Below are 11,448 nucleotides of genomic sequence, written 5' to 3'. Positions count from 1 at the left end.
GTGAAGCGTGCCCGTCCGGGCCGTTCAGGGTGCTATTTACATGTCCGAACAACGACTGAATCTTGCCGAACTCAAAGCAAAAAGCCCCAAGGACCTGCTGTCCATGGCGGAAGAGCTGGAGATCGAAAACGCCTCGACCATGCGCAAGGGCGAGATGATGTTCCAGATCCTGCGCGAGATGGCCGATGATGGTTCGGTCATTGGCGGTGACGGGGTGCTGGAAGTGCTGCAAGACGGCTTTGGCTTCCTGCGCTCTCCCGAGGCTAACTATCTGCCCGGTCCGGATGACATCTATGTCTCGCCCGAAATGATCCGTAGGTATTCTCTGCGGACCGGTGACACGATCGAAGGCGTAATGAAGGCCCCCCAGGAGAGCGAACGCTATTTTGCGCTGACCGAGGTTGAGGTGATCAACTTTGAAAGCCCAGAAAAAGCCAAGCACAAGATCGCCTTTGACAACCTGACGCCGCTGTATCCGGATGAGCGCCTGAAGATGGAGATCGAGGATCCCACAATCAAGGACCGCTCGGCCCGGATCATCGACCTAGTTGCGCCGATTGGTAAGGGCCAGCGTTCGCTGATCGTGGCGCCCCCGCGGACAGGTAAGACGGTTCTGCTGCAAAACATCGCACACAGCATCGAAGCGAACCATCCTGAATGCTATCTGATCGTCCTTCTGATCGACGAACGCCCCGAAGAGGTGACGGACATGCAGCGTTCGGTGAAGGGTGAGGTTGTCTCCTCGACCTTTGACGAGCCTGCGACCCGCCACGTGGCCGTGTCTGAAATGGTCATCGAGAAAGCCAAGCGACTGGTCGAGCATAAACGAGATGTTGTGATCCTTCTCGACTCGATCACAAGACTTGGTAGAGCGTTTAACACTGTGGTGCCGTCCTCGGGTAAGGTTCTGACCGGTGGTGTGGACGCAAATGCGTTGCAACGCCCCAAGCGTTTCTTTGGTGCAGCGCGTAACGTGGAAGAGGGCGGTTCGTTGACCATCATCGCTACCGCGCTGATCGACACTGGCTCGCGCATGGATGAGGTGATCTTTGAAGAATTCAAAGGCACCGGTAACTCCGAGATTGTTCTGGATCGTAAGGTTGCGGATAAACGCGTCTTCCCGGCGATGGACATCCTGAAATCCGGCACCCGGAAAGAGGACCTGCTGGTGGACAAGATCGACCTGCAGAAAACCTTTGTCCTGCGCCGTATCCTGAACCCGATGGGCACCACGGATGCGATCGAGTTCCTGATTTCCAAGTTGAAGCAAACCAAGACAAACTCGGAATTCTTCGACTCGATGAACACCTGATCCCGATTTCAGGGGGCCTGACACATGGACACGATTTTCGCCCTTGCCACGGCACATGGTAAGGCCGGGGTTGCGGTGATCCGCGTCTCGGGTCCGTTGGCGCATGCGGCAGGGCGGATTCTGGCTGGCGATTTGCCCGCGCCACGTCGTGCCGGTTTGCGCCTGCTTCGAGATCCAGAAGGCGTTCGCCTGGACGAAGCCCTGATCCTGACCTTCGAGGATGAACGCAGCTTTACCGGCGAACCCGTGGTCGAACTTCAGCTGCATGGCAGCACAGCCGTTGTCTCGGCCGTTCTGCGTGTTCTGTCCGAGATGAAGGGGCTGCGCCAGGCGGACCCCGGTGAATTTACCCGCAGGGCCCTGGAAAACGGACGTCTGGATTTGGCTCAGGTCGAAGGTCTGTCCGATCTGATCGAGGCAGAAACCGAAGCACAGCGCCGTCAGGCTTTACGCGTGTTGTCTGGTGATCTTGGGGGCCGGGCCGAGGAATGGCGCCGTGACCTGATCCGTGCGGCCGCTTTGCTGGAAGCTACGATCGATTTTGCGGATGAGGAGGTGCCCACCGACGTATCCCCAGAGGTATCTGAACTGATGCAGAGGGTGATGGGATCTTTGCGAAAAGAAATCACCGGAGTTCATTCGGCCGAAAGAGTGCGCACCGGGTTCGAGGTTGCGATTGTCGGTGCGCCCAATGTTGGAAAATCCACCCTTTTGAATGCCTTAGCTGGACGGGATGCAGCGATCACCTCGGAATTTGCGGGGACCACACGGGACGTAATCGAAGTGCGGATGGATCTTGGGGGCTTGCCTGTGACGCTTCTGGATACGGCTGGCTTACGAGAAACCAAAGACAAGGTCGAAGAAATCGGCATCGCGCGCGCGCGGGAACGGGCCAGCCTGGCAGATCTTCGTGTGTTCCTTGTAGAAGGCGATCAGGCCCCGGATTTTGACCCCGAGCCGGATGACATTATTTTGCGTGCCAAGGCCGATTTGCTAGAGGATAAAACCCAAGCGATTTCCGGCGCAAGCGGTGAAGGTGTCCAGGATTTGATAGAGGACATCACTAAACGGCTTTCAGAACGCGCGGCCTCGATCGGGGTTGCAACCAGAGAACGCCACCGGATTGCGATGATGCGGGCCGTGGATGCGCTGAGCGACGCCGAGAGATTGGTGCGTTTAGGTGAGGACGCGGCCGATCTTGCAGCCGAAGAATTGCGGACCGCGGTTAGGGCTCTTGATTCTTTGGTGGGTCGAGTTGATGTAGAAAATGTGCTGGACGAGATTTTCGCCAGCTTCTGTCTTGGGAAGTAAGGAGTGTTTCACGTGAAACAATTCGACTTCGATGTTGTTGTGATCGGCGGTGGTCACGCCGGAAGCGATGCGGCGCATGCCTCAGCGCGGATGGGTGCGCGTACGGCGCTGGTGACGCTGACCCGTGACGGGATCGGCGTTATGTCCTGTAACCCTGCAATCGGCGGACTTGGCAAGGGCCATCTAGTTCGCGAAGTTGACGCTATGGATGGTGTCATGGGGCGTGTTGCGGATGTCTCGGGCATTCAGTTTAGGCTCCTGAATCGCCGCAAGGGGCCCGCCGTTCAGGGCCCTCGGACACAATCGGATCGAAAACTTTACCGGCAGGCAATGCTTCGAGAGATTGAAGATCAACCGAATCTGGAAATAGTAGAGGGCGAAGCGACCGACCTTCTTATGCAAAAAGGACGCGTCAGCGGCGTTGTGCTTGAGGATGGTAGTGAGCTGAAGGCCCGAAATGTCGTTCTGACAACTGGGACATTTCTGCGCGGAGTGATCCATATCGGGGATGTTTCACGCCCCGGCGGCCGGATGGGAGATCGCCCCTCGGTGCGCCTGGCCGAGAAAATGGATTCGTTTGGTTTGCCTTTGGGACGCTTGAAAACTGGTACGCCGCCGCGACTGGATGGCCGTACGATCAAGTGGGATTTGTTAGAGAAACAGCCGGGCGATGACGATCCGGTGATGTTCTCGTTCCTCTCCAAGGGCCCGAGCGTTCGGCAAATTTCGTGCGGAATCACGCATACCAACGAAAGAACGCACGACCTGATCCGGAAAAATTTGGACCGATCAGCCATGTATGGTGGCCATATCGAGGGGGTAGGGCCGCGATACTGCCCCTCGATCGAGGATAAAATTGTTCGTTTCGCGGACAAAACCTCCCATCAGATATTCCTTGAGCCCGAAGGTTTGGATGATCACACCGTTTATCCCAACGGGATTTCGACGTCATTGCCGGAAGACGTGCAACACGACTATGTGCGCTCGATTTATGGTTTGGAAGAGGCCGTTATTCTTCAGCCAGGCTATGCGATCGAGTATGACTACGTAGATCCGCGTGCGCTGGATGACCGTCTTTCAGTTAAGTCTGTGCCCGGTCTTTATTTGGCTGGCCAGATCAACGGCACCACTGGATACGAAGAGGCGGCTGCGCAAGGTATGGTCGCTGGTTTGAATGCCGCCGCCGATGCTTTGGATCAAGATCCTGTGTTGTTCAGCCGTCGTGACAGCTATATCGGCGTTATGATCGACGATTTGACTACGCGCGGCGTTTCCGAGCCCTATCGCATGTTCACCTCGCGCGCCGAATTCCGACTGTCATTGCGTGCGGATAATGCAGATCAAAGGCTGACCCCTAAAGGGATCGAGATCGGATGTGTCGGCGAGGAGCGGAAGCGCCAGTTCCTGGAAAAAATGGACAAAATGGAGGACGCGTTAACCCGCCTGACCTCGCAAACCTTTACGCCGCGCGAGCTGAAGCAGATTGGAATGTCGGTGAACCAAGACGGCGCCCGCCGATCTTTGTTTCAACTGCTATCTTTCCCCGACGTTGATTTTGAAACGATCGCGCGCCTGGATTCATCGTTGGTGGATATTGACCCCGAAATTGCAAGCCAGCTGTCAAAGGATGCTCTATACGCGAACTATATCGAACGACAGCAGCGTGACGTCGAAGCGATGAAGCGTGACGAGGAGCAGCTGATCCCCGAAGATTTCGCTTATGACAGCCTGGATGGTCTATCGAATGAGCTGAAGAAGAAGCTGATAGCCGCGCGACCCGGGAACTTAGCTCAGGCGGGTCGCGTAGAAGGTATGACCCCGGCGGCATTAACCCTGCTTTTGGCGAAAATTAAACAAGAAAAACGGAACCGTTCGGCGTGACCAAGCTTTCTTTTGATGTTTCACGTGAAACAATGGATCGGTTGGAGGTCTACGCGGGGCTTCTGAAAAAATGGAATCCAAAGATAAATTTGGTTTCTAAGGCAACGCTGACTGACGTCTGGACGCGGCATTTCGTAGATTCGGCACAGGTTTACGCGCAGGCGCCCAAGAATTTCAGGCATTGGGTTGATCTGGGCAGTGGCGGAGGCTTTCCCGGCATGGTTTGCGCGATAATCGCAGCGGAAAAATCTCCGGATGCTGAATTTACCTTGATCGAATCTGACGCTCGAAAATCGGTATTTTTGCGAACCGTGGCCCGAGAGACCGGCATCAACGCAACAGTGATCACCGATAGGATCGAGAGCGCCAAACCGGCAGGCGCAGACGTTCTTTCGGCGCGGGCTTTGGCAGATTTGACCACACTACTGGGATTTTCCAAGCGGCACCTTCAAGAATCGGGCACTGCGTTGCTGCCGAAAGGTGTCAACTGGGAAAAAGAAGTTCAAGAGGCGCGCAAGTCGTGGTTTTTCGACTGCGACCCGATTAAAAGTGAAACGGAATCAGGAGCCGTCATTCTGAGAATCGGAGGTATTTCCCGTGTCTGACCCAACCCGTTTGGCTGATCCCAAGATCATTGCTGTCGCTAACCAAAAGGGCGGGGTAGGCAAAACCACGACGACGATAAACCTAGGCGCCGCGCTTGTCGAAGAAGGATGCCATGTTCTGATCGTGGACCTGGACCCTCAGGGAAATGCGTCGACGGGGCTGGGGGTTGAGCCCGAAGATCGCGAATTCACGACCTACGAGCTGCTTTTAGACGATGCTCCGCTTGAGGATGTCATTAAGCCCACCGAGCTTGACGGTCTGAATATTATCCCGGCGACGGTGGATTTGTCCTCGGCAGATATCGAGCTGATTTCAAATGAAAAACGCAGCTTCTTGCTTCATGACGCACTTCGGCAGCATGCGATGGATGCGTTCGCCTATGATTACATCCTGATTGATTGCCCGCCGTCGCTGAATTTGCTGACTGTTAACGCTATGGTCGCCGCGCATTCCGTGCTGGTGCCGCTGCAGTCTGAATTCTTCGCACTCGAGGGGCTTTCGCAGCTGATGCTGACCATTCGAGAGGTTCGCCAAACGGCAAATCCGAACCTGCGGATCGAAGGTGTTGTGTTGACCATGTATGACTCACGCAACAACTTGTCCCAGCAAGTCGAAGACGACGCTCGTGAAAACCTGGGTGATTTGGTGTTCGAAACGATGATCCCCCGAAACGTCCGCGTTAGCGAGGCACCGTCCTATGCGATGCCTGTCACCGAATATGACCCGAATTCCAAGGGCGCCCAGGCCTATGGCCAGCTAGCAAGAGAGCTGATGTCCAAGAAAGTTCGCGTCGCCGCATAAGAATAACAGGAGGCAAAAATGAGCGATAAACGTACGAAAACCCGTGGGTTGGGCCGGGGTTTGTCCGCATTGATGGCGGATGTCACTCCGACTGAGCCTCAGAACCAACAAGGTGATGGCTCGCGACGGCCGGACATGATGGTGCCGATCGAGAAGATCCACCCCAACCCAGACCAGCCGCGCCGGACCTTCACGCCCGATCAGCTGGAGGAACTGTCTGCCTCGATCAAGGAAAAGGGCATCATTCAGCCCCTGATCGTCCGTAACCGACCGGATCATGACGGCGAGTACGAAATCGTCGCCGGCGAACGCCGTTGGCGTGCGGCACAGATGGCGCAGCTGCACTCCATACCGGTTTTGGTGCGCGAATTCGATGACACAGAGGTTCTTGAAATCGCAATTATCGAGAACATCCAGCGCGCTGACCTGAATGCCGTTGAAGAGGCCGCGGGATATCGCCAGTTGATGGATAAATTCGGGCACACGCAAGAAAAGCTGTCCGAGGTGCTTGGCAAAAGCCGCAGCTACATTGCAAACCTTGTGCGCTTGCTGTCCTTGCCGGACGAAGTACAAGAATTTGTCCGCGAAGGCAAGCTTTCGGCTGGGCATGCGCGGGCCATGATTACGGCTACGGACCCGGTGGCGCTTGCACGTCGAGTTATCCAGGGAAACCTGTCTGTCCGCGAGACCGAGCGTCTTGCAAAAGGGGCGCCAGAAAGCGAACAAAAAGGCTCTAAAGCGCCTAAACCCTCGCGACAAGAGAAGGACGCTGATACGCGCGCGCTTGAGGGTGACCTGTCCGCCAACCTTGGCATGAAGGTCGCGATCGATCATGAATCGGGTCAGGAATCAGGTAAGGTAACGATCAGCTATAACAATCTCGATCAGTTGGACGAGGTTTGCCGCCTGTTGTCGTCATGAATTTGGGCGAGTCCAGATAAATATCAGAACCGCCGTCAGGGTTACGCCCTGAATGATAAGGATCATGGGGCGCAGCCCCAGCAGAACCGAAATCAGAAACACGATCACAATCGAGAGTGTCGCGATCCGCTTTCCCTTGGGGTGGATTGCGCCATGCTCGTTCCAGTCCTGGATTGAAGGCCCGAACTGAGGGTGGGTAATTAACCAGTTGTGCAACCGCTCGCTGGATTTTGCGAAAAAGAATGCGGCTAAGATCATTAGTGGTACGGTGGGGACAAGCGGAAGAACAATGCCGACCACACCGATCGCCATGCTAAGTAGACCCAAAATCGCCCAGATGATCCGCATCTTACTCCACCAAAAGTTCCCGAATAATGGCATTCAACACCATTCTTCCATCGGGCGAGACTGACAGATTATCCCCGTCCAGGGAAATCATGCCAATATCTTGGAGGTAGCTTAGTCTTTCGGCGATCAACCCACGACCAGAGATCTTTTTCAGCCGATCAAGAGAGATCCCCGAGGACAACCGAAGACCCATCATCAGGTATTCGTTTCCTTGATCTTGACGCGAAAGACGCTCGAAGCTTTTCTCGGTCTTGCCTTCCGGGGCCAAACCCAACCATTTCGTCGGGTTTGAATAGGCTTCGGCGGCATGCTTTTGACCATCCAAAGTCAGTCGCCCATGGGCGCCTGGACCGATGCCAACATAGTCCCCATATTGCCAATAGACACTGTTATGCAGGGACTCTGCGCCTGGTTTGGCGTGATTAGAGACCTCATAGGCCAACATCCCGGCGGCGCCACAAATGTCTTGCGTGGCTTCGTACATGTCGGCGGACAGATCATCCTCTGGCAGGCCCTTCAGTCCGCCGCGATTGTACCGATCGCCAAAGGCCGTGCCTTGCTCGATGGTTAGCTGATAAAGAGACAGGTGGTCGATTGCCATCGAGAGCGCCTCGGTCAACTCAGCGCGCCAATCCGTCAGCGTTTGGTCCTGGCGGGCATAGATCAGGTCAAAGCTAACGCGTTCGAACTGTTTCCGGGCAATATCAAAGGCGGCGCGGGCCTCTTCTACGGTGTGAATGCGCCCCAATCTTTGCAGATCTCGGTTATTCAGAGCCTGAATTCCCATAGAAACACGATTCACACCCGCCTGGGCGTAAGCGGCAAAACGGCCCGCCTCGACAGAGCCGGGGTTTGCCTCAAGCGTGATTTCAACAGAGTTGGATAGCGACCAATTAGAGCGGATACGTTCCAATATGCCATGTACCACCTCGGGGTCCATCAGGCTGGGCGTGCCACCACCAAAGAAAACCGAGGTCAGGGGTCGCCCGCCGCACAGATCGGCATAGCGGTCAATCTCGGACAAATAGGCTCTAAGCCAGCGAGATTGGTCGATTTCGCGCGCGACATGGCTATTGAAATCGCAATAGGGGCACTTTGCCTGACAGAACGGCCAATGGACATAAATTCCAAAGCCGCCGTTCTGCCAGTCCTCAATCAAAGCAACCCGCCACCAATTTGGCGAATGCGTCCGCACGGTGGCTCATTTCGTGCTTTTTGGCGGGGTCCATTTCGCCGAATGTGATGTCGAACCCGTTCGGGACAAAGATCGGATCATAGCCAAAGCCGTTTTCGCCACGCATGGGCCAGGTGACCTTTCCGTCTACTTTGCCGACAAAAAGTTCGTCATGGCCATCGGGCCAGGCCAGACAAAGCGTGCAGTTGAACGCGGCAGTGCGCGGGAAGGGGGCGTTCTTTTCCTCAAGCAGCGTCCAGGTCTTCTCCATCGCCACAGCGAAGTCGCGGCCATTTGGGGTTTCAGCCCAATCAGCGGTGTAAACCCCCGGCGCTCCGTCCAGTGCATCAACCGAAATTCCGCTGTCATCTGACAGTGCGGGCAAGCCGGTTTTCTGCGCTGCGTAATGCGCCTTGATCCGAGCGTTACCTGCAAAAGTATCTTCGGTTTCCTCGGGTTCGTCCAAGCCATGATCAGCGGCCGAGGACACAGATATCCCGAACGGCACCAGCAAAGCTGCGATTTCTCGCAGCTTGCCTTTGTTGTGGCTGGCCAGGACCAGCTGATCGCCGTCGAACTTACGCATTAACCGCGGCTTTCTGTGCGGCGACCAATTCGGCGACACCTTTGTCGGCCAGATCCATCAACTGGTTCATTTGGTCGCGCGAATAAGTGGCACCCTCGGCGGACATTTGCACCTCGATCAGGCGACCGCTTTCCAGCATGATGAAGTTTCCGTCAACACCGGCCTCGCTGTCCTCGGGGTAATCCAGATCCAGAACGGGCTGACCGGCGTAAATCCCGCAGGAGACGGCAGCGACAGGTTCGATCAGCGGGTTCGATTTAACGATCCCCGCCTTCATAAGCTTGTTTACGGCAAGACGCAGCGCAACCCAGCCCCCAGTGATCGAAGCACAGCGGGTGCCGCCGTCGGCCTGGATCACATCGCAATCCACGGTGATCTGACGCTCGCCCAAGGCAACACGATCTACTCCGGCCCGCAGGGAACGACCAATAAGCCTTTGAATTTCAACGGTTCTTCCGCCTTGCTTGCCTGCTGTCGCCTCGCGGCGCATCCGCGATGTGGTGGAGCGGGGCAGCATACCGTATTCCGCAGTCACCCAGCCCAGACCCGAGCCTTTGATGAACGGTGGCACGCGGTCCTCAATCGTGGCGGTGCACAGAACGTGGGTGTCGCCCATGCGGATCATACACGAACCCTCTGCATGTTTGGTGACGCCGGTTTCAATCGAAACCGCGCGCATTTCGTTAAGCTGTCTGCCGGATGGGCGCATGATGAATTCCTTCTCTGTTGCCTTGTGGGATACCTGTCCGGGCACCCAAAGCGCAAGCCCGATTGACCTTTGTGGGCAGGGGTCTTTAATGACATGTGGAAAGGTTTCTGACATGACAGACGGCGAAAACATCCTGGAAGAGTTGAACGACCGCTCGCGCGAGGTGTTTCGCCGAGTGGTCGAGGGCTATCTTTCCAGCGGTGAGCCTGTCGGCTCGCGGACGCTGACGCGCAGCTTGACCGAAAAGGTCAGCGCCGCCACCATTCGCAACGTGATGCAGGACCTGGAGTTTCTGGGATTGTTGAACAGTCCGCATATCTCGGCCGGGCGAATTCCGACGCAGGCCGGGTTGCGGATGTTTGTCGACGGGTTCCTTGAGGTCGGCGATCTGGCCACCGATGACCGGCACAAACTGGATCAGACATTGCAGAGCAACTCTCCGGACGTTGGAGGGTTGCTTGATCGGGTGTCCACTGCGCTGTCTGGTGTGACGCAGGGCGCCTCGATCGTGCTGACGCCGAAACATGAGGCACCGATTCGCCATCTGGAGTTTGTTTCCCTGGGCCACGACCGCGCGCTTGTGGTGATGGTTTTTGCGGACGGTCATGTCGAAAACCGGCTGTTCACGCCGCCGCCGGGGCAAACGCCGTCCTCGATGCGCGAGGCTGCGAATTTCCTGAATGCGCTTGTCGAGGGCAAAACCCTTTCCGACCTGCAAACCGAAATTCGCAAAGAGATCGATAGCCGCCGGCAAGAGATTGACGGCCTGGCGCACCAACTGGTCGAAAGCGGGCTGGCCGTTTGGGATAACGAGGGTGAAAATAACGAGCGCTTGATTGTCCGCGGCCGCTCGAATCTGCTGAATGCGGATGGCAACGAAGAGGATCTTGAGCGTATCCGTGTCCTGTTCGATGACCTGGAGCGCAAGCGCGACATCGAAGAGTTCCTTCAGCTGACCGAAGAGGGCGAGGGTGTGCGCATTTTTATCGGCTCTGAGAACAAACTTTTCTCACTTTCGGGTTCCTCTTTGGTGGTTTCTCCTTATATGAACGCGGATCGAAAAATTATCGGTGCGGTCGGGGTGATTGGCCCCACGCGCCTGAACTATGGACGAATCGTGCCGATCGTTGACTACACGGCACAACTGGTCGGACGGATGCTGTCTGACCGGAGTTAGAGGTGGAATATGGCAGACCCCAAAAACGAAGATTTTCTGGATGATATCGAAACCGCCGAAGCCGAAGCATACGCTGAGGATATCGAAGAGCTGGACGATGAGGCGATCGAGCTGGACGAGCTGCGCGCCGAGCGGGATGACTATAAAGACAAGTTCATGCGAGCGCTGGCAGATGCCGAAAACGCGCGCAAGCGGTCGGACAAACAGCGCCGCGAAGCCGAGAATTATGGCGGCTCCAAGCTGGCGCGCGACGTGCTGCCGGTTTACGACAACATGAAGCGTGCTCTGGACGCCGTTACCGACGAACACCGCGAACAAATCGGTGCTGTTCTGGAGGGTGTCGAGCTGACCATGCGCGAATTGTTGAGCGTGTTCAAAAAGCACGGGATCGAGCTGATCTCGCCCGAAGTTGGCGATAAGTTCGACCCGCAGATGCACGAGGCCATGTTCGAAGCCCCCGTGCCCGGCACCAAAGCTGGCGACATCATTCAGGTTTCAGCCGAAGGCTTCATGCTGCATGACCGCTTGCTGCGTCCGGCGCAGGTGGGTGTTTCGTCGACTCCGGCCTAAACAGAACCTGATATCAATGCTAGAAAGCTCCTGTTTCTGACAGGAGCTTTTC

Annotated in this window: 12 protein-coding genes; 8 read left to right on the top strand and 4 right to left on the bottom strand. The window is 56.1% G+C overall.

The genetic code is table 11. The annotated features are described in order from the left end of the window. The first annotated feature begins 40 nt into the window (after window positions 1–40). From rho to ACOQOQ_RS04655, 6 genes are read left to right on the top strand one after another with little or no spacing between them, the layout of a single operon-like run. Complete coding sequence (gene rho / locus ACOQOQ_RS04680; protein WP_420568974.1) at window positions 41–1,312, top strand: transcription termination factor Rho; 1,272 nt, start codon at window positions 41–43, stop codon at window positions 1,310–1,312. Window positions 1,313–1,336: 24 nt separating this feature from the next. Further along, window positions 1,337–2,623: a tRNA uridine-5-carboxymethylaminomethyl(34) synthesis GTPase MnmE gene (mnmE, locus tag ACOQOQ_RS04675; protein ID WP_420568973.1), complete on the top strand. Its 1,287-nt coding sequence runs from the start codon at window positions 1,337–1,339 to the stop codon at window positions 2,621–2,623. Window positions 2,624–2,635: 12 nt separating this feature from the next. After that, window positions 2,636–4,504, top strand: a complete 1,869-nt coding sequence (gene mnmG, locus ACOQOQ_RS04670; protein WP_420568972.1) for a tRNA uridine-5-carboxymethylaminomethyl(34) synthesis enzyme MnmG — start codon at window positions 2,636–2,638, stop codon at window positions 4,502–4,504. Window positions 4,505–4,536: 32 nt separating this feature from the next. Beyond that, on the top strand, window positions 4,537–5,109 hold the full coding sequence (gene rsmG / locus ACOQOQ_RS04665; RefSeq protein WP_420569732.1) for a 16S rRNA (guanine(527)-N(7))-methyltransferase RsmG: 573 nt from the start codon (window positions 4,537–4,539) through the stop codon (window positions 5,107–5,109). After that, complete coding sequence (locus tag ACOQOQ_RS04660; RefSeq protein WP_420568971.1) at window positions 5,102–5,911, top strand: ParA family protein; 810 nt, start codon at window positions 5,102–5,104, stop codon at window positions 5,909–5,911. The genes rsmG and ACOQOQ_RS04660 overlap by 8 nt, the downstream gene beginning before the upstream one ends. An 18-nt stretch (window positions 5,912–5,929) precedes the next feature. Then, complete coding sequence (locus tag ACOQOQ_RS04655) at window positions 5,930–6,832, top strand: ParB/RepB/Spo0J family partition protein (RefSeq protein WP_420568970.1); 903 nt, start codon at window positions 5,930–5,932, stop codon at window positions 6,830–6,832. Here the strand turns inward: ACOQOQ_RS04655 and ACOQOQ_RS04650 are convergent. The 4 genes from ACOQOQ_RS04650 to rph are packed head-to-tail and all read right to left on the bottom strand — an operon-like array spanning window position 6,827 to window position 9,649. Next, window positions 6,827–7,180, bottom strand: a complete 354-nt coding sequence (locus ACOQOQ_RS04650; protein WP_420568969.1) for a YbaN family protein — start codon at window positions 7,178–7,180, stop codon at window positions 6,827–6,829. The two genes, ACOQOQ_RS04655 and ACOQOQ_RS04650, sit on opposite strands and share 6 nt — an antisense overlap. A gap of 1 nt (window position 7,181) precedes the next feature. Further along, window positions 7,182–8,339, bottom strand: a complete 1,158-nt coding sequence (gene hemW, locus ACOQOQ_RS04645) for a radical SAM family heme chaperone HemW (protein ID WP_420568968.1) — start codon at window positions 8,337–8,339, stop codon at window positions 7,182–7,184. Beyond that, window positions 8,332–8,940 (bottom strand): RdgB/HAM1 family non-canonical purine NTP pyrophosphatase, encoded by a 609-nt coding sequence (rdgB, locus tag ACOQOQ_RS04640; protein WP_420568967.1) that lies wholly within the window; start codon window positions 8,938–8,940, stop codon window positions 8,332–8,334. Before rdgB ends, hemW begins: the two co-directional genes overlap by 8 nt. Further along, window positions 8,933–9,649 carry a ribonuclease PH gene (gene rph / locus ACOQOQ_RS04635; RefSeq protein ID WP_420568966.1) on the bottom strand — a complete coding sequence of 239 codons (717 nt, stop codon included), beginning with the start codon at window positions 9,647–9,649 and terminating at the stop codon, window positions 8,933–8,935. The genes rdgB and rph overlap by 8 nt, the downstream gene beginning before the upstream one ends. 112 nt (window positions 9,650–9,761) lie before the next feature. Here rph and hrcA point away from each other — a divergent pair, with 112 nt between their 5' ends. Both hrcA and ACOQOQ_RS04625 read left to right on the top strand, forming a co-directional pair. After that, window positions 9,762–10,826 carry a heat-inducible transcriptional repressor HrcA gene (hrcA, locus tag ACOQOQ_RS04630; protein WP_420568965.1) on the top strand — a complete coding sequence of 355 codons (1,065 nt, stop codon included), beginning with the start codon at window positions 9,762–9,764 and terminating at the stop codon, window positions 10,824–10,826. A gap of 9 nt (window positions 10,827–10,835) precedes the next feature. After that, complete coding sequence (locus tag ACOQOQ_RS04625) at window positions 10,836–11,396, top strand: nucleotide exchange factor GrpE (protein ID WP_420568964.1); 561 nt, start codon at window positions 10,836–10,838, stop codon at window positions 11,394–11,396. Window positions 11,397–11,448 lie beyond the last annotated feature (52 nt).

The sequence above is a fragment of the Thalassovita sp. genome, assembly GCF_965218685.1.
GTDB lineage: Bacteria > Pseudomonadota > Alphaproteobacteria > Rhodobacterales > Rhodobacteraceae > Thalassobius.
Note: the sequence above shows the minus strand (reverse complement) of the source record. Positions and strands in the feature narration are given on the sequence as shown.

Bases quoted from the DNA above. Each gene is read 5' to 3' on its own strand.
- rsmG (WP_420569732.1), top strand. From the start codon at position 4,537: ATGGATCGGTTGGAGGTCTACGCGGGGCTTCTGAAAAAATGGAATCCA.
- ACOQOQ_RS04625 (WP_420568964.1), top strand. From the start codon at position 10,836: ATGGCAGACCCCAAAAACGAAGATTTTCTGGATGATATCGAAACCGCC.
- ACOQOQ_RS04655 (WP_420568970.1), top strand. From the start codon at position 5,930: ATGAGCGATAAACGTACGAAAACCCGTGGGTTGGGCCGGGGTTTGTCC.
- ACOQOQ_RS04650 (WP_420568969.1), bottom strand. From the start codon at position 7,180: ATGCGGATCATCTGGGCGATTTTGGGTCTACTTAGCATGGCGATCGGT.
- hrcA (WP_420568965.1), top strand. From the start codon at position 9,762: ATGACAGACGGCGAAAACATCCTGGAAGAGTTGAACGACCGCTCGCGC.
- rph (WP_420568966.1), bottom strand. From the start codon at position 9,649: ATGCGCCCATCCGGCAGACAGCTTAACGAAATGCGCGCGGTTTCGATT.
- rdgB (WP_420568967.1), bottom strand. From the start codon at position 8,940: ATGCGTAAGTTCGACGGCGATCAGCTGGTCCTGGCCAGCCACAACAAA.
- rho (WP_420568974.1), top strand. From the start codon at position 41: ATGTCCGAACAACGACTGAATCTTGCCGAACTCAAAGCAAAAAGCCCC.
- mnmE (WP_420568973.1), top strand. From the start codon at position 1,337: ATGGACACGATTTTCGCCCTTGCCACGGCACATGGTAAGGCCGGGGTT.